This is a genomic window from Streptomyces sp. JJ38, from assembly GCF_019303475.1.
Classification (GTDB): Bacteria; Actinomycetota; Actinomycetes; order Streptomycetales; family Streptomycetaceae; genus Streptomyces.
On the sequence record NZ_JABLSI010000035.1, the window covers coordinates 57,646 to 78,465 of the forward strand.

Annotated in this window: 22 protein-coding genes; 9 read left to right on the forward strand and 13 right to left on the reverse strand. The window is 73.8% G+C overall.

Annotated elements, in window-relative coordinates:
• Positions 1-116: 116 nt before the first annotated feature.
• Complete coding sequence (locus HPT28_RS19040) at positions 117-1,352, reverse strand: helix-turn-helix transcriptional regulator (protein WP_308119361.1); 1,236 nt, start codon at positions 1,350-1,352, stop codon at positions 117-119.
• Positions 1,345-1,668 carry a putative quinol monooxygenase gene (locus HPT28_RS19045; RefSeq protein WP_219092346.1) on the reverse strand — a complete coding sequence of 108 codons (324 nt, stop codon included), beginning with the start codon at positions 1,666-1,668 and terminating at the stop codon, positions 1,345-1,347. The genes HPT28_RS19040 and HPT28_RS19045 overlap by 8 nt, the downstream gene beginning before the upstream one ends.
• A 273-nt stretch (positions 1,669-1,941) precedes the next feature.
• On the opposite strand from HPT28_RS19045, the gene HPT28_RS19050 reads away from it, so the two are divergent.
• From HPT28_RS19050 to HPT28_RS19070, 5 genes are read left to right on the forward strand one after another with little or no spacing between them, the layout of a single operon-like run.
• Positions 1,942-2,214, forward strand: coding sequence for a hypothetical protein (locus HPT28_RS19050; protein WP_219092347.1), 273 nt, complete (start codon positions 1,942-1,944; stop codon positions 2,212-2,214).
• Entirely contained in the window at positions 2,214-2,927 is a 714-nt protein-coding gene (locus tag HPT28_RS19055) for a hypothetical protein (RefSeq protein WP_219092348.1), read from the forward strand. Before HPT28_RS19050 ends, HPT28_RS19055 begins: the two co-directional genes overlap by 1 nt.
• The gene (gene repSA, locus HPT28_RS19060; protein ID WP_219092349.1) at positions 2,924-4,342 is read left to right on the forward strand and encodes a replication initiator protein RepSA; all 1,419 of its coding nucleotides are present in this window, start codon (positions 2,924-2,926) and stop codon (positions 4,340-4,342) included. Before HPT28_RS19055 ends, repSA begins: the two co-directional genes overlap by 4 nt.
• 2 nt (positions 4,343-4,344) lie before the next feature.
• On the forward strand, positions 4,345-4,539 hold the full coding sequence (locus tag HPT28_RS19065) for an AlpA family transcriptional regulator (RefSeq protein ID WP_219092350.1): 195 nt from the start codon (positions 4,345-4,347) through the stop codon (positions 4,537-4,539).
• Entirely contained in the window at positions 4,539-5,777 is a 1,239-nt protein-coding gene (locus HPT28_RS19070) for a site-specific integrase (protein ID WP_219092351.1), read from the forward strand. Before HPT28_RS19065 ends, HPT28_RS19070 begins: the two co-directional genes overlap by 1 nt.
• An 83-nt stretch (positions 5,778-5,860) precedes the next feature.
• Here HPT28_RS19070 and HPT28_RS19075 read toward each other — a convergent pair whose 3' ends face one another.
• Together HPT28_RS19075 and HPT28_RS19080 are read right to left on the reverse strand one after the other, a co-directional pair.
• Positions 5,861-6,619: a phosphoglyceromutase gene (locus tag HPT28_RS19075; protein ID WP_219092352.1), complete on the reverse strand. Its 759-nt coding sequence runs from the start codon at positions 6,617-6,619 to the stop codon at positions 5,861-5,863.
• A 10-nt stretch (positions 6,620-6,629) separates the two neighbouring features.
• Positions 6,630-7,445 carry a DUF72 domain-containing protein gene (locus HPT28_RS19080; protein WP_219092353.1) on the reverse strand — a complete coding sequence of 272 codons (816 nt, stop codon included), beginning with the start codon at positions 7,443-7,445 and terminating at the stop codon, positions 6,630-6,632.
• Between the two features lie 155 nt (positions 7,446-7,600).
• On the opposite strand from HPT28_RS19080, the gene HPT28_RS19085 reads away from it, so the two are divergent.
• Positions 7,601-9,052 (forward strand): MFS transporter, encoded by a 1,452-nt coding sequence (locus HPT28_RS19085; protein ID WP_219092354.1) that lies wholly within the window; start codon positions 7,601-7,603, stop codon positions 9,050-9,052.
• Here the strand turns inward: HPT28_RS19085 and HPT28_RS19090 are convergent.
• The 8 genes from HPT28_RS19090 to HPT28_RS19125 form a co-directional block, all read right to left on the reverse strand.
• Positions 9,002-10,942: a GAF domain-containing protein gene (locus tag HPT28_RS19090; protein WP_219092355.1), complete on the reverse strand. Its 1,941-nt coding sequence runs from the start codon at positions 10,940-10,942 to the stop codon at positions 9,002-9,004. The genes HPT28_RS19085 and HPT28_RS19090 overlap by 51 nt on opposite strands.
• Positions 10,943-10,947: 5 nt before the next feature.
• Positions 10,948-11,718: a 3-hydroxybutyrate dehydrogenase gene (locus HPT28_RS19095; RefSeq protein ID WP_219092356.1), complete on the reverse strand. Its 771-nt coding sequence runs from the start codon at positions 11,716-11,718 to the stop codon at positions 10,948-10,950.
• A 39-nt stretch (positions 11,719-11,757) separates the two neighbouring features.
• On the reverse strand, positions 11,758-12,729 hold the full coding sequence (locus tag HPT28_RS19100) for an alpha/beta fold hydrolase (protein WP_219092357.1): 972 nt from the start codon (positions 12,727-12,729) through the stop codon (positions 11,758-11,760).
• Positions 12,726-13,817, reverse strand: a complete 1,092-nt coding sequence (locus HPT28_RS19105; RefSeq protein ID WP_219092358.1) for a branched-chain amino acid ABC transporter permease — start codon at positions 13,815-13,817, stop codon at positions 12,726-12,728. The genes HPT28_RS19100 and HPT28_RS19105 overlap by 4 nt, the downstream gene beginning before the upstream one ends.
• Complete coding sequence (locus tag HPT28_RS19110; RefSeq protein ID WP_219092359.1) at positions 13,814-14,752, reverse strand: branched-chain amino acid ABC transporter permease; 939 nt, start codon at positions 14,750-14,752, stop codon at positions 13,814-13,816. Before HPT28_RS19110 ends, HPT28_RS19105 begins: the two co-directional genes overlap by 4 nt.
• A 1-nt stretch (position 14,753) precedes the next feature.
• Positions 14,754-15,635, reverse strand: coding sequence for an ABC transporter ATP-binding protein (locus HPT28_RS19115; protein WP_374226986.1), 882 nt, complete (start codon positions 15,633-15,635; stop codon positions 14,754-14,756).
• On the reverse strand, positions 15,632-16,339 hold the full coding sequence (locus HPT28_RS19120) for an ABC transporter ATP-binding protein (protein WP_257578922.1): 708 nt from the start codon (positions 16,337-16,339) through the stop codon (positions 15,632-15,634). Before HPT28_RS19120 ends, HPT28_RS19115 begins: the two co-directional genes overlap by 4 nt.
• 89 nt (positions 16,340-16,428) lie before the next feature.
• On the reverse strand, positions 16,429-17,673 hold the full coding sequence (locus tag HPT28_RS19125) for a substrate-binding domain-containing protein (protein WP_219092361.1): 1,245 nt from the start codon (positions 17,671-17,673) through the stop codon (positions 16,429-16,431).
• A gap of 203 nt (positions 17,674-17,876) precedes the next feature.
• Here HPT28_RS19125 and HPT28_RS19130 point away from each other — a divergent pair, with 203 nt between their 5' ends.
• The gene (locus HPT28_RS19130) at positions 17,877-19,136 is read left to right on the forward strand and encodes a PHB depolymerase family esterase (RefSeq protein WP_219092362.1); all 1,260 of its coding nucleotides are present in this window, start codon (positions 17,877-17,879) and stop codon (positions 19,134-19,136) included.
• Positions 19,137-19,208: 72 nt separating this feature from the next.
• Here HPT28_RS19130 and HPT28_RS19135 read toward each other — a convergent pair whose 3' ends face one another.
• Complete coding sequence (locus HPT28_RS19135) at positions 19,209-19,502, reverse strand: putative quinol monooxygenase (RefSeq protein ID WP_219092363.1); 294 nt, start codon at positions 19,500-19,502, stop codon at positions 19,209-19,211.
• A gap of 206 nt (positions 19,503-19,708) precedes the next feature.
• On the opposite strand from HPT28_RS19135, the gene HPT28_RS19140 reads away from it, so the two are divergent.
• A complete protein-coding gene (locus HPT28_RS19140; protein WP_219092364.1) occupies positions 19,709-20,233 on the forward strand; it encodes a hypothetical protein in 525 nt (174 codons plus the stop codon).
• Positions 20,234-20,246: 13 nt separating this feature from the next.
• Complete coding sequence (locus tag HPT28_RS19145) at positions 20,247-20,744, forward strand: NUDIX hydrolase (RefSeq protein WP_219092365.1); 498 nt, start codon at positions 20,247-20,249, stop codon at positions 20,742-20,744.
• Positions 20,745-20,820: the final 76 nt, after the last annotated feature.

Below are 20,820 nucleotides of genomic sequence, written 5' to 3' on the forward strand. Positions count from 1 at the left end.
GCGGCCGGCGCCGGTGGCGGAGACATGGAGGCGGCGGACGCCGACGGCGGACGCGCCCCGCGCCGTGCGCGGGGAGCCTTGATGAAGTAGAGAAACCTGTAACGGCCCCTGGTCGGCTAGGCGATGGCCGTGCGTTCGGCAAGCTCCATGAGTGGCTTGGGCACCCGGCTGCCGGAGAGCTGGACGAGATCCCGGACGACTGCTCGGGCCAGGTGGTGCGAGTGGATCTGCTCCGGGGCCAGCCGTTCGGCTTCGAGCAAGGCCGCTACGGCCTCGCCGACGTGGCGCCGCTGTGCGTGTGCTCGCGCTACGTCAAGCAGGAAGCGGGACTGACGCTCGGCCGAGAGCCCGCTCGCGTCAACGTCTTCCGCTACGTCGAGTGCGAGTCCGGCGTCTCCTAGGTCTACCGCTGTGGCTACGGCGTGAAGCTCTACGTTGGTCGGGCCGAACTCGGTGTCGAAGTCGTTCCGGTCCTCACCGAGACGTCGAGCGATGGCACGGGCTCGTTCGATGTGCTGGTGCGTCGCCGTCCTCCGCCCTTCGCGCGCGTTGATGACCGCGAGTACGAGGTTCATCGCCCCCAGGAGGGACAGCTCCTCGGGAGGGCAGTCGTTCGCCTCGCAGCGCGGGGTCAAGGCCTCCACTGCGGATGTGGCGGCGTGCTCGGCCTGCTCGGTCCGCTGCTGCCGGATGAAGGCGTGTGCCATGCGGAACAGGCTGGCGATCACTTCGAGCGGCTTCCCGGCAAGCTCCGCCGCCTGAAGGGCCCGGTCGGCCGCGACCCATGCGGCGTCGGCCTCGTCCTGGCGGACGAAGCTGGCCGCTGCCACCTGGTAGGCACGGGCTCTCAGCTCGTGTAGCTCCTGGCGCTCGTCGGCCGGAGCGGTTCGGACGGCGGCCTCGACAGCTGGCAGGAGTTCGGACAGCCGGTCACTCAACGCCGCAAAGCTCGACGCGTGGGCCAGTTCCCAGACCTCTTCCACACACGAGCGCAGGTCCGCCACGGACGACGCGGACGGATGCGGCGCCCCGGCAAACAGGCTGCTCAACGCGGGGTGGCCAGTGAGAGTCACCCGCAAGCTATCCAGGTCGTTGCTGCTCGGCACAGGCTCGGCCTCCGGCTCGTCCGGCGTGCTCGCTTCCGGCCGGATCTCGCGCACGGAGACACCCAGCGCGTCAGCGAGGGCCTGGAGTACGGAGAGTCGCTCCACGGGTTGCACCCCGCGTTCGACCTGAGAGACCCAACTCTCCGAGCGCGACATCGCGGTTGCGAGAGCGGCCTGGGACATGCCAGCGCTGCGTCGCAACTCCTTGATCCGCTGCCCTACGGCGCGGGAGTCGTTCTCAGTCACTCGGGGCCTCGGTCGGGTACTTGCCCGCGTAGGGGCTCAGGAAGTCCACGTCCGTCCGAGCGACGTACTTCTCGCGCTCGCGCAGGAAACGCTGAGTGTGCTCCTGGCGCTCGTGCTCCTCGAACGCCTCCCGGTCGGCGTACAGCTCGTAGAAGACGCGCTGATCCGGCGCGTCCTCGACCGCATGGCAGGAGTAGACGAGCGTCCCAGGCTCCTTGGCCTTGATCCCCGCTGCGGTCTCCCTCACCAGGGCGTCGAAGCCCTCCCCCGCGCCTTCCTTGAGCGTGAAGCGGACGAATAGCCCGAAGTTGCTCACATCGCCTCCTCTGAATAGGGCTCCAGGATCGCAGACTCGGAGAACTTCTACTAGTCGCAGTGATTCTGTTGACTCGCAGTTTTTCTGCGAGTAGCTTCGAGTTACAGCCCCACTACACAGAACGCCCCAGGTGGCGCGCTCTCTGCCAGGATCACGACGCCGCCCGGGGCTTCCCATCTGGGAGGTTCCATCATGCCCGGAACGATTGCGGCCACGCACGTGCAGGTCTCGCAGTGCAGCGATGACGTGTGTGGTGACTGCCTGGGAACGTCAGTGTCTGTCGATGACGGTCAGCTCACCGGGCTTCCCGGTGTCCTGGTGCCCTGCGTGTGCGTGCCCGGTTCGTGGGCGTCCTGCTCGCAGTGCCCGGAGCGTCCGGCCGACGCCTGCGGCTGCTGGGTCGCCTGCTGGCCGGTCAACGCCGGTCACACCGGCTGGGTGCCGCTGCCGCTGGACGACATCGAGGACGACGGCCTGCTCTACCGGCCCTGCCCGGTCCACCCGCCCGTGTTCCGCACCGCCGTGACGGCGGAGGTGGCGGCCTGATGGCGGCGAACGAACGACTGCGCGGTGCGATGGTCACCGCGAACGTGACGATCGAGGGCCTGGCCCGTCGGCTCGGCATGGACGTCAAGAGCGTAGAGCGCTGGATCACCCACGGCCGCACCCCTCACGCCCGGAACGCGCACGCTGCGGCGAAGCTCCTCGCAGCCGACCCGTACACCCTGTGGCCGGGCCTGGGCGACAAGCACCGCTCGCAGCCGACGCCGCGTGATGAGCTGGTCACGTGCTACCCGTCCCGTAGCGTCGTGCCCGCTGAGCTGTGGCGCGGGCTGGTACTGGACGCGGTCGGCATGATCGACATCGCGGTGGCGAACCTCCTCTTCCTCGCCGACGCCGTCTGGGACCTGGAATCCCTGCTCGCCGACAAGGCCGCCACCGGTCTGCGCGTACGGGTCGTCGCTCCCTCCGCCGACTCCGGGACGCGAGCGACGCTGGCGGACATCTTCCCCGGCCTGGCCTCTGTGCCCGGGGTGCGGGTGGTTGAGCATCCCGGCCTGCGCGGTGACCTCTTCCGCTCCGATGACGACCTCCTGGTCACCACTCCCGTGGACGGCCTGACCCCGGCCCTGGCCCCCGTGCTGCATCTGCGCCGCCTCGGGACGGCACCCCTGACCAGCGGCTATCTGACGGCACTGGACCACCTGTTCACCACCGGCGCTCCCTGCCGGACCGGGCTGCGGGCGGTGGCAGCATGAACCACTTCCCCGTTCCCCCGGCCGCCGTCACCACCACGGCGGCGGCCCTGAGCACCGATCCGGTGACCCTGGCTGACCTGCTGCGCGTAGCCAACACCCCTGGGTTCGACCGGTGGCAGGAGCAGGTTCGGCGCAGCGGCGGCTGCTCGGACCCCATCCACCTCCAGGGCTCCACCGTCACCCGCGACACGCTCACCGGGCAGGTGCTCTACTCCTACAGCACCGAGTCCGAGCCCGGTGGTCGGCTGCGGGTGGCCTGCGGCAACCGGCGTGCCTCGCGCTGCCCCTCGTGCGCCTGGACCTACGCCGGGGACACGTTCCACCTGATCCGGGCCGGGATCACCGGCGACACCCGCAAGGACGTGCCCGAGAACGTGGCCGTGCACCCGAAGGTCTTCGCCACCTTGACCGCGCCCTCCTTCGGCCCCGTGCACAACCAGCCCGCCTCCGGCCGCTGCCGCTGCGGCGCCCACCACGCCGACGGGGACGCCGCCCTGGGCACCCCGCTCGATCCCGAGACGTACGACTACGCGGGGGCCGTGCTGTTCAACAACCTCGCAGGCGACCTGTGGCGCCGCTTCACCATCCGCCTGCGCCGGGAGATCGCACGCCGTGCCGGGCTCACCCAACGCGAGCTGCCCGACCACGCCAAGGTCGCCTTCGGCAAGGTGGCCGAGTTCCAGCGCCGGGGCGCGGTCCACTTCCACACGATCGTGCGCCTCGACGGTCCCGGCGGGCCCGAGACCGCGCCCCCGGCCTGGGCCACGGTCACGCTCCTGGACGACGCGATCCGGGCCGCCGCCTCCTGGGTGCGCCTGGAACTCCCGCCCGTCGGCCACTTCCCGGCCCGAACGCTGGCATGGGGGCAGCAGGTGGACGTGCAGCCGATCGGCACCGACCTCGGCAGCGAGCTGACCGAACAAGCCGTGGCGGCCTACGTGGCCAAGTACGCCACCAAGGCAGCGGAGACCACCGGCACCGTTGACCGCCGGATCGGGGAGCGGGCCGAACTCGACAAGCTCCCCGGCCTGCCCGCCCACGCACGGCGGCTCATCGAAGCCTGCTGGGACCTCGATGACGCCTACCCGGACCGGATGCTGGCCCGCTGGTCCCACATGCTCGGCTTCCGGGGCCACTTCTCCACCAAGTCGCGCCGCTACTCGACCACCCTCGGAGCGCTGCGCCAGACGCGGGCCGACTTCCGGGCCCGGCAGGAACGCCGCGAACGCGGACTCCCGGACCCCGACGACGCCCCGGAGGGCTCCACGCTCGTCCTCGCCCACTGGACCTACGCCGGACACGGCCACACACCCGGCGAATCCTGGCTCGCCGCCAGCATCGCCCAAGACCTCAAGACCAACCGCGACACCGCCCGCGAAGCCATGGCGGAACTCGACCACGAGGGGGAGTGGTGACCATGGCTCGCACTCTGCCTGAGCGCTACCTGACTCCCCTGGACCTGGCGGACCTCCTGGGCGTGCCGGTGGAGACGGTCTACCAATGGCGCCGCAAGCGGACCGGTCCCCGCGGCTTCCGCGTCGGCCGCCACCTCCGCTACGACCCCGAAGACGTCCGTCGCTGGGTAACCGGCCTCATGGAAGAGGCTGCCTGATGGCCGGACACGTCCAAGACCGCTGGTACCGCACCGAGCCGGGCCCGGACGGCAAGCCCGTCAAGGTCAAGACCGACCGGCACGGCTCCGGCCTGCGCTACCGCGCCCGGTACGTCGGCCCGGACGGCACCGAGAAGTCCAAGAGTTTCCCCGACCGGCAGAAGCGGCTGGCCGAACAGTGGCTCGCCCAGGTGGAAACCGACATGACGCGCGGCCAGTACATCGACCCCAAGGCGGGCCGGACGACGTTCCGCCAGTACGCGGAGAAGTGGCTCAGCACGCACGGGAACGACCCGAACACGCGGTGGTCCATGGAGTCGCAGCTCCGGCTGCACGCCTTCCCGTACATCGGGGCTCGTCCGCTCGGGTCGTTCCAGCCTGAGCACATCCGCGAGTGGCTGGCCACGCTGACGCGGAATGGCATCGTGGGTCCGTACGCACGCACGATCTACGCCAACGTGCGGACGGTGCTGAGCGCGGCCGTGGACGACGGCTACCTCGCGCGGAACCCGTGCTCGGCTCGTTCGGTGAAGGCGCCGGTCGTGGACCTCAAGCGCGTCGTGCCGTGGCAGCCCGAACGCGTATTCGCCGTCCGGGCCGCGATGCCGGAGCGGTACCAAGCGATGGTGGACCTCGGGGCTGGCTGCGGTCTACGCCAGGGGGAGATCCTGGGCATTGCCGTGGACGCGGTCGACTTCGACACGGAGACGCTGCACGTGGTGCGACAGCTCAAGCTCAGCCGGAGCAAGCCCGTGTTCGCTCCCCCCAAGGGCGGCAAGCTGCGTGACGTACCGCTGCCCGGCCCGGTGGCGGACGCGCTGCGGGCCCACATGAAGCGGTTCCCGCCCGTTGAGATCACGTTGCCGTGGAAGACGGCCGATGGGCCCATGGAGACCCACCGGCTGCTGTTCACCGCGCCCGGCGGCGGCATCGTCTGGCGCAGTGAGCTGAACCCCCGGCAGTGGAAGCCCGCCCTGGTGGCGGCCGGTGTCATCCCGGAACCGAGGGCCGGGGAGGACTACGCGGCGGCCCGCGAACACGGGATGCACGCTCTGCGGCACTTCTACGCCTCCGCCCTGCTGGACGGCGGCGAGAGCGTCAAGGCCGTGAGCGAGTACCTCGGCCACAGCGACCCCGGCCTGACGCTGCGGGTGTACGCGCACCTGATGCCGAGCAGCCGGGAGCGCACCCGGAAGGCCATCGCCTCGGTCTACGGCAAGGGCCAGAGATCGGGCTGACGGCCCACAGACGGCCCAGGGCTACGACAGAGCCCCCTACCAGCGGAGAAGACGCAGGTAGGGGGCTCTCTCGTGGGCTGTGCCTACTTCTTGCCCTGGTTCTTCACCGCTTCGATGGCGGCCTTGGCGGCGTCCGGGTCGAGGTAGGTGCCGCCGGGGTTGACCGGGCGGAACGCGGCGTCCAGCTCGTAGCTGAGCGGGATGCCCGTCGGGATGTTCAGGCCCGCGATGTCGGCGTCCGAGATGCCGTCCAGGTGCTTGACCAGGGCGCGGAGGCTGTTGCCGTGCGCGGCGACCAGCACGACGCGGCCGGCGGCCAGATCCGGCACGATGCTGTCGTACCAGTACGGCATCATCCGGTGGACGACGTCCTTCAGGCACTCGGTGCGCGGGCGCAGCTCCGGCGGGATCTCGGCGTACCGCGGGTCGTCGCTCTGCGACCACTCGGCGCCGTCCTCCAGCACCGGCGGCGGGGTGTCGTAGGAGCGGCGCCACAGCATGAACTGCTCCTCGCCGAACTCGGCGAGGGTCTGCGCCTTGTCCTTGCCCTGCAGGGCGCCGTAGTGCCGCTCATTCAGCCGCCAGGAGCGGTGCACCGGAATCCAGTGCCGCTCGCAGGACTCCAGGGCCAGGTTGGCGGTGCGGATCGCGCGCTTCTGCACGGAGGTGTGGACGACGTCGGGGAGCAGGCCGGCGTCCGACAGCAGCTCGCCGCCGCGGATCGCCTCCGTCTCGCCCTTGTCGGTGAGGTTGACGTCCACCCACCCGGTGAACAGGTTCTTCGCGTTCCACTCGCTCTCGCCGTGGCGGAGGAGGATCAGCTTGTATGTCGCGTCGGCCATGGCGGCAAGCCTAATGCGTGCCCTCCCCGCCGCCGGATGAGCTTCCACCTGGCGGACCGCCCGCCGGGCCGCCCCGCGAGGCGCCGGGCGGGCCGCCGCCGGGCGCGGCGGTGAAGCGGGCGAAGAGGCCGGCGTCCAGGACGGCGGCGCCGCCCTGGTCGTTGTTGAAGTAGGCGAACACCTCGGCCTCCGGCGGCCAGGCGTCGGCGATCCGCTCGGCCCAGCTGCGCAGGGCCTGCGGTCCGTAGCGGGGCCAGGGCCGTGCCCGGCCGCCGTGGAAGCGGACGTACCCCCAGTCGGCGGTGCGCCACAGCGGCGTCACGGGGCGGGAGGCCCGGTCGGCCCAGCACAGGGCGCACCCGCGGTCGGCGAGGACGGACCGGACCTCGGGCGTCCACCACGAGGAGTGCCGCGGCTCGACGGCCACCCGCACGTCGGGCGGGAAGGCGGCGAGGCAGGCGTCCAGGAGGGCCGGGTCGGCCCGCAGCGTGGGCGGGAGCTGGAGGAGGACGGGGCCGAGCTTGTCGCCCAGGGCCTCCGCGTGCGACAGCAGCCTGCGCACCGGTTCCTCGGCATCGCGGAGCCGCTTGAGGTGTGTCAGGTACCGGCTGGCCTTGACGGCCATGACGAAGCCCTCGGGGGTGCGGTCGCGCCAGTCCGCGAAGGTCTCGGGGGCGGGGAGCCGGTAGAAGGCGTTGTTGCTCTCCACCGTGCGGAACTGCCGGGCGTACTCCTCCAGCCACAGCCGTCCGGGCAGCTCGCGCGGGTAGAGCACGCCGCGCCAGTCCCGGTACTGCCATCCGCAGGTCCCGACGACAACACCCATACCCCCAGCATGCGCTTCCCCCGCCGGACCGTGCCCGGGGTGGCCGTGGGCGGCATGTGGGACGGCGGAAGTGTGGTGCGCGACCACATGGGCCCGTGACGTGGGGGTTCCTACGGTGTGGCCAGTCCCGTCCCCCCGCCCGGAAGTGGAGAACCATGGCTGCCGCGGCTTCCTCCCCGCCCGCCCCGCCCCCGCAAGGCCCGCTGAAGCGCATCGTCGCGGCGAGCCTGATCGGTACGACGATCGAGTGGTACGACTTCTTTCTGTACGGCGCCGCCGCCGCGCTGGTCTTCAACGAGCTGTTCTTCCCCGACTCCGATCCGCTCGTGGGCACGCTGCTGGCGTTCCTGACGTACGCCATCGGGTTCGCCGCGCGGCCGATCGGCGCGCTGGTGTTCGGCCACTACGGCGACCGCGTCGGCCGCAAGAAGCTGCTGGTGCTGAGCCTGCTGCTGATGGGCGGCGCCACGTTCGCCATCGGGCTGCTGCCCACCCACGCCACCGTCGGCTCGCTCGCCCCCGTCCTGCTGACGACGCTGCGGCTCGTGCAGGGCTTCGCGCTGGGCGGTGAGTGGGGCGGCGCGGTGCTCCTCGTCTCGGAGCACGGTGACGCCCGGCGGCGCGGCTTCTGGGCCTCCTGGCCGCAGACCGGCGCCCCGGCCGGGCAGCTGCTGGCCACCGGTGTGCTCGCGGCGCTGACGGCGACCCTGAGCGACGCCGCGTTCGAGTCGTGGGGCTGGCGGGTGCCGTTCCTGCTCTCGGGCCTGCTCGTCCTCGTCGGGCTGTGGATCCGCATCTCGGTGGACGAGTCGCCAGTGTTCAAGGCGGCGCTGGCCCGGGCGGAGGCCCGCAAGGCCGAGGACCGGAAGGCCGAGCAGCCGCCGCTGCTGGCCGTCCTGCGGCACCACTGGCGCGACGTGCTGGTGGCCATGGGCGCCCGGATGGCGGAGAACATCAGCTACTACGTGATCACCGCGTTCATCCTCGTCTACGTCACCGACCAGCTCGACCTGTCCAAGCAGAGCGCGCTGAACGCCGTACTCATCGCCTCGGCCGTGCACTTCGCGACGATCCCGCTGTGGGGAGCCCTCTCCGACCGGCTGGGCCGGCGGCCCGTGTACCTGATCGGCGCGGCGGGGGTGGGCCTGTGGATGTTCCCGTTCTTCGCGCTGATCGACACCCGGAACTTCGCGGCGCTGCTGCTCGCGGTCACCGTCGGGCTGGTTCTGCACGGGGCGATGTACGCGCCCCAGGCGGCGTTCTTCGCCGAGCTGTTCGCCACGCGCATGCGCTACTCCGGCGCGTCGATCGGCGCGCAGTTCTCCTCGGTGGCGGCGGGCGCGCCCGCGCCGATGATCGCCACCGCGCTGCTGGCCGACTTCGACAGCTCGGTACCGGTCTCCCTGTATGTGATCGCCGCCGCCGCACTGACCGTCGTGGCGATCCTGTGCGCGCGGGAGACGCGGATGCGGGACCTCTCGGACGGCGACGCACCCGCCCCGGGCGAGGACGGGACCGCGTGCGCGGACGGGCCGGTTCCGCCGCGGCCCGCGCCGTCAGCGGCCGCCGGTGAAGGCGCCCGAGAGCCGGTGCAGCCGCAGCGCTAGCTGCACCTCCAGCACCCGCTCGGGGGACTGCCAGTCGTCGCCCAGCAGCTTGGCCACCCGGTCGAGCCGCTGGGCGACGGTGTTGACGTGGACGTGCAGCAGGTCCTTGGCTCGCACCGGGCTCATGCCGCTGTCGAAGTAGGCGGCGAGGGTATCGACGAGGTCCGTGCCGCGCCGACGGTCGTAGGTGAGGACGGGGCCGAGGGTGCGCTCGACGAATCCGCCCACGTCGCGGGCGTCGGAGAGCAGCACGCCGAGGAAGCCGAAGTCCTGGGCCGCACCGCCCTCGCCGCCCCGGCCCAGCAGCCGCATGGCGTCCACGCAGCGCCGGGCCTCGGCGTAGGCGGCGGGGACGCCCGACGGCCCGGTGCCGACGGCCGAGGCGCCGACGGTGACGGGGCCGTGCACGGCGGCCCCGAGCTGGGCGGCGGCGCGGCGGGCCAGCTCCCCGGCGTCCGTCCCCTCGGGCAGCGGCAGCAGGAGCACGGTGCCGCCGTCACGGGCGGCGGCCAGCCCGTGGGCGGTGGCGGCCAGGTGGGAGGCCGCGGCCCACAGCCGCCCCCGGCCGCTGCCGTGCCGGGCGGCGCCGTCGCTCTCGGGGGCGCCGGCGTCGTCGGACGCGTCGAGTACGTCGGGTGCGTCGGCGTCGGCGTCGGCGGGGCCCAGGGCGGCGAGGACGACGTGCGGTGCGCCAAGGTCGGCGCCCAGCCGGGCGGCGCGCCGCCACAGCACCTCGGGACTGCGTCCGGGGGTGTCCAGCAGATCGTCCAGCAGCTCACCGCGCACCCGCTGCTCGGCCTCGGCGGCGGAGCGGCGGGCGAGGAGCAGCAGCGAGGTGACCATGGCGGCGCGCTCCAGCGTGCGCTGGTCGACCGGGTCGAGCCGCGGCTGCCCGTGCAGGACGAGGGCGCCCAGCAGCTCCCCGCCCGCGGCGACCGCCGCCACCCAGGGTGCTCCGGCCCCGGCGTCCGCCCCCGGCCCGTGCGGCTCCCCCGCGGTCTCCCGGACGGCGTGGCCCGCGCGGGCCGAGCGCTCGACGGCCTCCGTCGCCGTCTCGGGCCCGGTGAACTCCACCCGGCCGCCGAGCACCTGGGACAGGGCCGCGGTCACGTCGTCGACGCCGCCGCCGCGGAGCACCAGCGCGGTGAGCCGGTCGTGGACCTCGCCGGCCCGCTCGATCGTCTCGTTGGTGGCCTCCAGTGCGGCGAGCGCGCCGCGGGTCTCGGCGATGAGACGGGTCGTGTCGATCGCGACGGCCGCGTGCGCGGCGAAGGAGGAGAGCAGCGCGATCTGCTCGCGCTCGAAGACGCGGGCGCGCCGGTCGGCGGCGTAGATGACGCCGATGACCTCGCCGCCGAGTGTCAGGGGGACGCCGAGGATGGCGACGAGCCCCTCCTCCCGGACGCCGTCGTCGATGGGGGCGGTGTGCTGGAAGCGAGAGTCGCGGAAGTAGTCGTCGGTGACGTAGGGGCGGGCCGTCTGGGCGACCAGCCCGCCCAGCCCCTCCCCCATCCCCAGCCGCAGCTGCTGGAAGCGGGCGGAGACGGAGCCCTCGGTGACCCGCATGTAGGTGTCGCCGCGCTCGCGGTCGGTGAGCGTCAGATAGGCGACCTCGGTGCCCAGGAGGGAGCGGGCGCGCTGCACGATCGCGCGCAGGACGGCGTCCAGGTCGCGCAGCCCGGCCAGGTCGTGGGCCGTCTCGATGAGGGCGGTCAGCTCCGCCTCGCGCCGCCGCCGCCCCTCGAGCTCGGCGCGCAGCCGCAGGGCGAGGACCCGCTCCGGCGTCGTCGGGCCGTCGAAGGCCTCGGCCGGCGCGCCGCTGACCAGGAGCTGGAGGTAGTCGGGCGGGGTGCGGGGCGGGTCGTACGAGGTGGTGGTCTCGTCGTGCATGGGCGTCAGTGTGCCGTCCAGCCCCCGTCGAGCGGGAGGGAGCTGCCGGTGATCGCTCCGGCCTGCGGGCCGCACAGGTAGGCGACCGCCTCGGCGACCTCCTCCGGCTCGACGAGCCGCTTGACCGCCGAGTCGCCCAGCATGACCTCGCTGACGACCCGGTCCTCGGGGATGCCGTGGGCCCGGGCCTGGTCGGCGATCTGGCGCTCGACGAGCGGGGTGCGGACGTAGGCGGGGCTGACGCAGTTCGACGTGACGCCGTGGGCCGCCCCCTCCAGGGCGGTGACCTTGGACAGGCCCTCCAGCCCGTGCTTGGCCGACACGTAGGCCGCCTTGTAGGCGGAGGCCCGCAGCCCGTGCACCGAGGAGACGTTGACGACACGGCCCCAGCCCTGCCCGTACATGTGCGGCAGGGCACCGCGGATCAGCCGGAAGGGCGCCTCCAGCATGACGGTGAGGATGAGTCGGAAGGCGTCCTGCGGGAAGCTCTCCAGCGGCCGGACGACCTGGAGCCCGGCGTTGTTGACGAGGACGTCGATCCCGGTGGCGGCCTGCTCGGCGGCGTCCAGCTCGGTGAGGTCGAGCCGGAGCGGCTCGACGGCGTCGGGAGCGGCCTCGGCGAGCGCGTCCAGCCCGGCCGCGTCGCGGTCCACGGCGCGCACCTTGGCTCCGGCGGCGGCCAGCCGCAGCGCGCAGGCCCGCCCGATTCCGCTGGCGGCACCGGTGACGAGCGCGGTGCGCCCGCCGAGGTCGAGGGTGACGGAGTGTGGCGTCATGTCCGCAGACTAGGCAGGGCCCGCCTCGCCCCCGATGTGTCAGCGGTCCATACTTGCCCGACCGCCCGTGTACCCCTGGCACACCTCGGAGTGGGCGCGGTGGACGGCGGCGGCCACGGCGGCCACGGCCGCGGGGCGGAGCAGGGCCGAGTAGTGGTTGGTGTCCGGCAGCCGGTGCGTGGCGACGCGGCCGGGCTCGGGCCCGGTGGCGGCGAGCCGGGGCGCGTCGTAGAGGCCCCGCGGCTCGTCCAGCAGACCGCGCTCCGCCCACAGCAGCGTCCCCCTCACCCCGGGCCGGTGGACGGCGGCCAGGACCTCGGGGCCGCGCAGCACGTCGGAGCCGTCGGCCCGCACGGCGTCGAGGACGCAACTGCTGCGCAGGGCGGGCGGCTCGCCGACGAGGTCGCGGTCGACGTACGCCTGGACGTGCGGGCCCCAGTGCGCGGCGAGGGCGGGATGCGAGCGGAAGAACGCGTGGTAGGCCGCCCGGTCGGGGAAGGTCATGCGCAGCCGCCGCATCGCCGGGCCTATGACGGCGTCGAGGAGGGCGTCGATGTCGGTGCCGTCCGGGGGCGGGAAGCCGAGCCCGCCGTCGACGAGGACGACGTGCGGGAAGCGCTCCGGGTGCCGGGCGGCGGCCAGCGCGGCGACGAACGCGCCCATCGAGTGCCCGACGAGCACGGCGCGTTCGCGGCCCAGGTGGCGCAGCAGCGCGAGCACGTCCTCGACGTGTGCGGCCAGCCCGTAGGGCCCGGGCAGCGCGGCGCTGTGTGCCCGTCCGCGCAGGTCGGGGGCGTGCAGGGGCCGTTGGGGGCCGAGCGCCTCCGCCAGCGCGGTGAAGGCGTGGCCGTTGGCGGTGATGCCGTGCAACGCGAGAACGGGCACGTCGCCGAGGCCGGGAACATCGGCCGCCTCGCCGCCCCCGGGCCAGTGGGTGACGGCGAGGCGGCCGCCCCGCACCGGGACGGCGTACTCCCGGGCGGGGACGGGGACGGGGGCGGGCTCGGTCACGGGGACCCCTTTCGACGCGGGCGGAGCGAACGGGGGCGCGGGGAGCGCGGGCGCAGGGAGGCGAGGCCGCCGGGGGCGGCGTAGACGGCGAGGACGAACAGGGTGCCCAGGATGAGCAGCGGCTCGACGACGTCGGCGACGGCGGCCAGCCGCTGGTCGAGGAAGGTGAACAGGGCGCCGCCGAGGACGGGCCCCCAGCGGGTGCCGCTGCCGCCGAGCACGACCATGACGAGCAGCGTGAGCGTGAACGTCGGGGTGCTGGAGTGCGGGGTGGCCCCGGCCGTGACGAGGAGGTGCACGGCGCCGCCGAGCACGGCGAGGGCGGAGGCGAGGACGAAGGCGCCCAGCTTGTACCGGAAGGGGTCGAGCCCGAGGACGGCGACGCGCGGCTCGTTGTCGCGTACGGCCTGCCACACCCGGCCGACGGGCCGCGCGGTGACCCACCACACGACGGCGGCGACGAGGGTGAGGTAACCGAGCGCCAGCCAGTAGACGTTGACCGTGTTGGCGACGCCGAGGAAGGCGTCGGGCACCCCGGCGGTGTGGAGGGGCAGGCCCTCCTCGCCGCCGGTGAGCCCGCCGGGGTTGCGGCCGACGAGGAGGGAACCGGCCTGGGCGAAGGCGAGGGTGACCATGGCGAAGCCGATGCCGCCGAGAGCGAGGGTGCGCAGCGACACGGCCCCGAGCACGACGGCGGCCAGCGTGCCCAGCACGAGGGTGACCAGCACGGCCGGGAACAGGCCGAGCCCCCATTCCGTCATGGCCAGTTGGGTGCCGTAGGCGCCGCCCGCGATGTAGAGGGCGTGGCCGAAGGAGAGCAGTCCGGTGCGGCCGAACATCAGGTCATAGCCGAGCGCGAGCCCGGCGAACACCAGGCACAGGGCGAAGAGTTGCAGCGACCCCGGGGAGTTGACGGGGCCTTCCAGCAGGACCGGGATCTCCAGCGCCGAGTAGGGCAGGAGAGCGAGGACCAGCAGGACGGCGGCCGGGAGGGCGGCGGAGCGCAGTCCGCGGCGCCGGGCCGTGTCCCGGCCGCCGGAGGCGGCCGGGGGCGCGGTGGCGGCGGGCGGGGCGGACGTGACCGTCATGCGCGGCCTCCTTGGGTGCTGGCGGGTGCGGCGGCGGGCCCGGGAGCGACCAGCCGCCGCAACCGCTCCAGGGGGGTGGGCGCGCCGGGCACGGGGCGGGCCAGGACGACGACGGCGAGCAGCACGACGACGGCCAGGTCCCCGTAGCCGCCGGCGTAGTAGTCGGCGTACTGCTGGGTGAGGCCGACGGCGAGCGCGGCGAGCGAGACGCCGGTGATGGAGCCGAGCCCACCGATGATGACGACGACGAACGCGAAGACCAGCAGCCCGGTGCCCTGGTGCGGGGAGAGCGAGCCGAAGTACAGCCCGCCGAGCACTCCGGCGAGCCCGGCGAGGGCGCCGCCGAGGGCGAAGACGACGGTGAAGGCGCGGGTGACGTCGATGCCGAGGGCGGTGACCATGGCCCGGTCCTCCACCCCGGCCCGCACGACGAGCCCGTAGCGGGTGTGGGACAGGAACAGCCGGACCGCGACGAGGACGGTCAGCGCCACGCCGATGAGCACGAAACGGTTGACCGGCACGCTGGCGCCGAACACGCCGACCGTGCCGGCCAGCGAGTCGGGCACCGGGAAGGTGCGGGCGTCCGCCCCCGCGAGGGTCTGCACGGCCGCCGGGACGGCGAGCGAGAGCCCGACGGTGACGAGGATCTGCTCCTTGGCCCGCCCGTACAGCCGCCGGATCAGCACGAACTCGACGACGACGGCGAGCGCGAGCCCGGTCGCGGTGCCGACGACGGCCGCGAGGAGCAGGCCACCGAGGCCGGGCACGGCGTCGGCGGTGGCCCAGGCGGTGTAGGCGGCGACGGTGAGGAAGGCACCGTGCGCGAAGTTGAGGACGTCCATGAGCCCGAAGATGAGGGCGAGTCCGGAGGCGATGAGGAAGTAGAGGGCACCCAGGCCGAGTCCGGTGAGGGTGAGGAGGACGAACGTCTCCATGTCAGGCGGCTCCTCTCGGTGTGGCGGCCGACGTCCCGTGGCCCGGTGCGGTACCGGCACCGGAACGCGAGCCGGAACGCGCCCCGTCGCCCGGCACGGCGTCCGGCCCGGGCCCCGGCCCGTCGCTCACGCGGGGGTACGGCCCGGGGCGGGCGCCGACGCCGAGCAGCGCGGTGGTCAGCTCCCGGTCGGCCAGGAGCGCCGCCGCGTCCCCGGTGTGCACGGTGCGGCCCGCGTCCAGGACGACGGCGTGCCGGGCGAGGCGCCGCACGACGGCCAGGTTCTGCTCGACGAGCAGCAGCGGCACGCGCTCGGCGGCGCGTTCCAGCACCTCGGTCACCTCGGTGACGACGCGCGGCGCCAGCCCCTTCGTCGGCTCGTCCACGACGATGAGCCGGTTGTCGTTGAGGAGCGTGCGGGCGATGGCCACCATCTGCTGCTGCCCGCCGGAGAGCGAACCGGCCGGCTGGGCGCGCCGGTCGCGCAGCTCGGGGAACAGGTCGTGGACGAGGTCGTAGTGGTGGGGGGAGCCGGGCCGTTCGGCCAGGGAGAGGTTCTCGGCGACGGTGAGGTGCGCGAACACGCCCCGGTCCTCCGGGGCGTAGCCCACACCGCGCCGCACGGTGCGGTGGGTGGGCTCGTCGGTGACGTCCGCGCCGTCCAGGGTGACGGTGCCCGCGGTGACGCGCCCGCCGTCCGGCAGCAGCCCGAGCACGGCCCGGACCGTCGTCGTCTTTCCCACGCCGTTGCGGCCGAGCAGCGCGGTGACGCCCTCGGCGGGGACGGCGAGGTCCACGCCCTGCACGATGCGGGAGCCGGCGATCTCGACATGCAGTCCGCGCACGTCGAGCAGCGGGCTCGACGCCTGCTGTCCGGGGGTCACAGCGCCTCCCCGACGTAGGCGTCCTGCACGGTCGCGTCCGCCATGACGGCGGCCGGGGTGCCGACGGCGAGCAGGCGGCCGTGGTGCATGACGGCGACCCGGTCGGCGAGGCCGAGCACGATGTCCATGTGGTGCTCGACCATGAGGACGGTCCGCCCCTCCTCGCGGTGCACCTCGCGGAGGACGGCGGTGAGTTCACCGGTCTCCTCGGCGGCGACCCCGGCCATCGGCTCGTCCAGCAGCAGCAGCCGCGGGCCCGCACCGGCGAGGGTGGGCGCGAGCAGCATGGCCAGCTCCAGCTTGCGCTTGTCCCCGTGGCTGAGCCCGCCGGCCGGCGCGTCCGCCCGGTGTTCCAGCCGGACCCGGGCCAGCAGCTCGGCCACCCTGCGGCCGGTGACGCGGCGGGCCCCGGCCGCTCGGGCGGCCAGTTCCGCGTGCTCGGCGACGGTCATCGTCGGGAAGACGGACGAGGACTGGAAGGTGCGGGCGATCCCGCCCCGGGCCCGGCGGTGCGGGGGCAGCCGGTTCAGGTCGCGCCCGTCGAGCCGTACGGCCCCGGACGTGGCCCGCCGGACCCCGGAGACCAGGTTGAACAGGGAGGTCTTGCCCGCCCCGTTGGGGCCGATGACCGCCAGGAACTCGCCCTCGGCCACGGCGAGGCACACCTCCTCCACGATGCGCACGGCGCCGACGTGCCAGCTCAGCCGGTCGAGTTCGAGGACGTTCCCGGTCGCGGCGCGGGCGGCCCGGTCGCCAAAGGACTGTGCGCGGGCGGGCCCGCGCGCGGCCGCCGTCACGGCGCGACCCGGCCGGGCTCCAGCGTCCGGGTGACGGCGGGCAGTTCGCCGTCGAACCCGGCCTGGAACATGGGCTGGAGCAGTGCGTGGTCCTCGGCCCGCACCGTCTGCCGCCCCTTCACCCCGGAGAACGCGTAGCCCTCCAGCGCCTCGATCATGGCCCGGACGTCCCCGTCGGCGCCGCCCGCCTCGACGGCGCGCACCACCAGCTGCGCCGCCGTGAACCCGTCCGGGCTGAACAGGTCCTCCTCCCAGCCCTTCTCCTCGAAGTAGGCGCGCATGGCCTTGGCCTCGGGCGTCTTTGTCGCGCCGGGCACATAGTGGGCGAGCAGGGTGACGCGTTCGCGCGCCTTGCCGAACACCGGGTAACTGGCCCGGCTGTCCAGGCCGGTGACGACGGTGGCCTCGTCCAGGACACCCTGCTGCTCCAGCGTGGCCCACATCGACCGGGCCGTGTCTCCGGCCCAGGCCACGAAGACCATGTCCGGCTCCGCCGCCAGCACCTTGCGGGCGGTGGGCGTCAGATCGGTCGCGCCGGGCGCGGCCAGGACGGATGTCACCGTGGTGCCGCCGGTGCCGAGCACCGACTCCACGGCGGCGACGTTGGCCTGCCCGAAGGCGTTGTCCTGGGCGAGCACGACGACCTTCCGGCCGCCCTCCCCGTCGCCCTCGGCCGCCAGGATCTCCCGGGCGGTCACCACGTCCTGGTAGGTCTGCCGGCCCGAGCGGAAGGTGTGGTCGTTGATGCCGGTGAGGGCGTCGGTGGCCGCCGGGCCCGAGATGTAGAGGGTCTCGTTCTGCGCGGCGACGGGCGCGATCTGCGTGGCCACGCCCGAGGCCACCGTCCCGGCGACGATCGGGACGCCCTGCCCGATGCGCTTCTTGACCAGGGACACCCCCTTGGCCGGGTCGCCCGCGTCGTCGTCCTCCAGCACGGTGATGCGGACGCCGTCCACCTCGCCGGTGCCCTCCGTCGCGTGGTCGAGCCCGGCCTCGAAGCCACGCAGGTACTGCTCGCCGTAGGAGGCGAGCGGGCCGCTGACGGAGGTGACGAGCGCGACCTTCACCTCGTCGGCGTCACCCCCGCCGTCCGCGGCGCTCCCCGGGCTGGCGCAGGAGGCGGCCAGCGCCGCGCAGGCCGCCAGCGCGGCGCTCGCGAGAACGGAACGGCGCCGAAGGGGCGCGGTGCCTCGGGCGGGTACGGCGGACCGGATTCCGGCCCCGGGTACGGATCTGGGCATGGCGGCGGGCTCCTCGTGTGGTGCGGTGACTGCCCTGCTGCGGGCTTCGCTGAGACGGCAGCCTCCGCCCGCGAACGCCCCGCGGCAATGTGTCCCGCGGACACCAGCGACGCGGGAGCGGTGTGCGCACGCCCTGTTCGGGCGGTATGCGGCGCGGCCCTACCGTGCGGAGCGTCCGGTCCCTCAGGCCAAAAGGACCCCACATGAGATCACCGCAACGGCTCCGCCGGGCGGCGGCCGCGCTCACCGCCCTCGCCCTCCCCCTCCTCGCCCTGACCGGCCTCTCCCCCACGGCCGCCCACGCCACATCCCCCGCGCCCGCCGCCCCCACGGCGCCCGCGGCGACCGCCGGCTCCGGGGGCGTCACCACCACGTCCGCCCTGGAGCGGATCACGGGCTTCGGCAGCAACCCCGGCGCCCTCACGCTGTACCGCCACCTGCCGGACGGGCTCGCGCCCGGCTCGCCCGTCGTCCTCGTCCTGCACGGCTGCACCCAGGACGCGGCCGGGTACGTGGCGGGTTCCGGCTGGGCCGAGTACGCCGACGCCCGCGGCTTCGCGCTCGTCGCCGCCCAGCAGGAGACGGTCAACAACAGCTCGCGCTGCTTCAACTGGTTCGAGCCCGCCGACACCTCGCGCGGCCGGGGCGAGGTCCTGTCCCTGCGGCAGATGGTCGCCCACACGGTGGACGCCGCGGGCGCCGACCCGTCCCGCGTCTTCGTCGCCGGGTTCTCCGCCGGCGGCGCGATGGCCTCCAGCGTGCTCGCCGCCTACCCCGAGGTCTTCGCGGGCGGCGCCGTCCTCTCCGGCGTCCCGCACGGCTGCGCGACGAGCACGGTCGAGGCGTTCGGCTGCATGAACCCCGGCAAGTCCCGGTCCGCCGACGCCTGGGGCGACCTCGTACGCGCCCAGAACCCCGGTCACGCGGGCCCCTGGCCCACCGTCTCCGTCTGGCACGGCACCTCGGACACCACCGTGCGCCCGGTCAACGCCACGGAGTCCGTCAAGCAGTGGACCGACGTCCACGGCACCGACGCCTCGCCCGACTCCTCCACCTCGCTGCCCGGCGGCGTCACCCGGACGACGTACGACGGCCCCTCGGGCACGGTCGTCCACCGGTACACGGCGACGGGCGTGGGGCACGCCGTCCCCGTCCGCCCCGCCGAGGGCTGCGGGGCGTCGGGCAGCTACTTCGCCGACGTGCTGTGCTCCACGTCCGCCATCACCGCCGACTGGGGCCTCGGCACCACCGAGCCCGGTGACCCGGGCGACCCGGACCCCGGCGACCCGGCCTGCGTCACCGCCAGCAACTACGCCCACACCACGGCCGGCCGCGCCGTCGTCAGCTACGGCTACACCTACGCCGTCGGCTCCGGTGACGCGCTCGGCCTGTGGAACACCTACACCCACACGTCACTGGCCGAGACCTCCCCCGGCTGGTACGAACGCGTCGCGAGCTGCTGACCGCACCCCCGCGTCCCGGCGCCCGCCCCCGCCCCCACCGGGCGCGGGCGTCCCGGCACGCGCGTGACGCGCTCAGTCGAACGGCGGCCCGGAGCGGGCCACCTCGTGCCGGAACACCTCGGCCTGCCCGATCTCGACCGGCACCGAAGGCTGCGGTGCCACCGCCCGCCAGGCGTCCAGCGTCTCCTGCGACTCCCAGTGCTCGAACAGGCGGACGCGCCCCGGGTCCGTCGGGTCCGCCGAGATCGCCAGGTCCAGACAGCCCGGCCGCCCTCGCCCCGCCGCCACGAGTTCCCGGTGCGCCTCGACCAGCCGGTCCCGCTCCTCGGGGGCCACGTCCAGCCACCCCGCGATGATCACCGTCATGCCGTGTTCCTCCTTCTCCCGCCGACGGTCTACGCGAGGTCAGACGCCCCCGCTCCCCGAAACTCATCGCTCCCGCCGGGCGCCCTGTCCACGCCCGGCCGCGCGTGGGCAGGGTCATGATCAGTTGGCTATCCTCACCGCGGTGATCTCAACGGCCCGGCAGCGCACGAGGACTGACGGTGCCCTTTCTCTGGGGGAGCGCGGATATGCGGATACGGCAGGGTTGCGCGGCGGGGGCGGCGGCGGTCGCGGCGCTGGCGACGCTCAGCGGGTGCGGTGACGACGGCCCGATGTCGGGCATGGGCCTGCCCAAGGCGGGCGACATGGCGGCGATCGAGAAGTTCGTCAACGAGAACACCGGCTGCTACGGGCTGGAGGTCGGCTCTGCGGGCGGGACGATGGACGACGAGGCCCTGGACGCGTCGTGGGGAATCAAGGAGCGCGCGGTCTGCGAGGACCAGCAGGACCGCGACATCACCCTGCTGGCCATCGGGGACATGGAGAAGTTCCAGGCCGCGACGATGAAGGCCGAGATCGAGGGCGACACCAAGCGCTTCCTCGTGGGGCGGGACTTCGCGGTCGTCCCGGAGGGCGACACCGCGGCGCGGGAGCTGCACATCGCCGGCCTGGTCCTCTTCACCTGCGAGAAGGGGTTCGAGGTGCCGAGCGGCTACCAGCAGGAGAAGCCGATCGTGGAGGGCTGCACGCTGACCAACTTCGTCCCGGTCTGACGGGGCGGCCCGGATGACCTCGTCCCCGGTCGCCGTGGAGGCCGACGTGGTGCTGCCCGAGCCGCGTGCGGGCGAGGTGTGGACCGTCGGCGCCGTCGTGGTGAACGGGCGCGGGGAGGCGTTCGCCCAGCGGCGGAGCCCCGACCGCGCGCTGTTCCCCGGGTGCTGGGACGTCGTCGGGGGTCACGTCGAGCCGGGCGAGACGCTGGTGGACGCCTTGGCCCGGGAGGTCGGCGAGGAGACGGGCTGGCGGCTCACCCGGCTGCGCAGGCTGCTGCGCGTCGGCACCTGGGAGGGGGACGACGGACGCGGCATCCGCCATGAGGCGGACTTCCTCGTGGCGGTCGCCGGAGAGCTGAGCGCCCCGGCGCAGCGGCCGGCCGAGCACTCCGGCCACCGCTGGTTCGCCCCGGCCGACCTCCCGGAACTGCTGGCGAGCGGCCACCCCGTGGACGCGTACGTCCACGGCCTGCTGACCCTGGCGCTGCACGGCACGACGGCCCCGGAATAACGCCGGACGGGCCGGAGTTGGGCTGGATGCCGGCGCCTCGGCCCGCACGGGGGTCGGGCAGGGGACGCGTGGACGG

Excerpts from the sequence above, each read along its gene's own strand:
- HPT28_RS19055 (WP_219092348.1), top strand. The coding sequence starts at position 2,214 with ATGGCGGCGAACGAACGACTGCGCGGTGCGATGGTCACCGCGAACGTG.
- repSA (WP_219092349.1), top strand. The coding sequence starts at position 2,924 with ATGAACCACTTCCCCGTTCCCCCGGCCGCCGTCACCACCACGGCGGCG.
- HPT28_RS19065 (WP_219092350.1), top strand. The coding sequence starts at position 4,345 with ATGGCTCGCACTCTGCCTGAGCGCTACCTGACTCCCCTGGACCTGGCG.
- HPT28_RS19070 (WP_219092351.1), top strand. The coding sequence starts at position 4,539 with ATGGCCGGACACGTCCAAGACCGCTGGTACCGCACCGAGCCGGGCCCG.
- HPT28_RS19075 (WP_219092352.1), bottom strand. The coding sequence starts at position 6,619 with ATGGCCGACGCGACATACAAGCTGATCCTCCTCCGCCACGGCGAGAGC.
- HPT28_RS19080 (WP_219092353.1), bottom strand. The coding sequence starts at position 7,445 with ATGGGTGTTGTCGTCGGGACCTGCGGATGGCAGTACCGGGACTGGCGC.
- HPT28_RS19085 (WP_219092354.1), top strand. The coding sequence starts at position 7,601 with ATGGCTGCCGCGGCTTCCTCCCCGCCCGCCCCGCCCCCGCAAGGCCCG.
- HPT28_RS19090 (WP_219092355.1), bottom strand. The coding sequence starts at position 10,942 with ATGCACGACGAGACCACCACCTCGTACGACCCGCCCCGCACCCCGCCC.
- HPT28_RS19095 (WP_219092356.1), bottom strand. The coding sequence starts at position 11,718 with ATGACGCCACACTCCGTCACCCTCGACCTCGGCGGGCGCACCGCGCTC.
- HPT28_RS19105 (WP_219092358.1), bottom strand. The coding sequence starts at position 13,817 with ATGACGGTCACGTCCGCCCCGCCCGCCGCCACCGCGCCCCCGGCCGCC.
- HPT28_RS19110 (WP_219092359.1), bottom strand. The coding sequence starts at position 14,752 with ATGGAGACGTTCGTCCTCCTCACCCTCACCGGACTCGGCCTGGGTGCC.
- HPT28_RS19125 (WP_219092361.1), bottom strand. The coding sequence starts at position 17,673 with ATGCCCAGATCCGTACCCGGGGCCGGAATCCGGTCCGCCGTACCCGCC.
- HPT28_RS19130 (WP_219092362.1), top strand. The coding sequence starts at position 17,877 with ATGAGATCACCGCAACGGCTCCGCCGGGCGGCGGCCGCGCTCACCGCC.
- HPT28_RS19135 (WP_219092363.1), bottom strand. The coding sequence starts at position 19,502 with ATGACGGTGATCATCGCGGGGTGGCTGGACGTGGCCCCCGAGGAGCGG.
- HPT28_RS19140 (WP_219092364.1), top strand. The coding sequence starts at position 19,709 with ATGCGGATACGGCAGGGTTGCGCGGCGGGGGCGGCGGCGGTCGCGGCG.
- HPT28_RS19145 (WP_219092365.1), top strand. The coding sequence starts at position 20,247 with ATGACCTCGTCCCCGGTCGCCGTGGAGGCCGACGTGGTGCTGCCCGAG.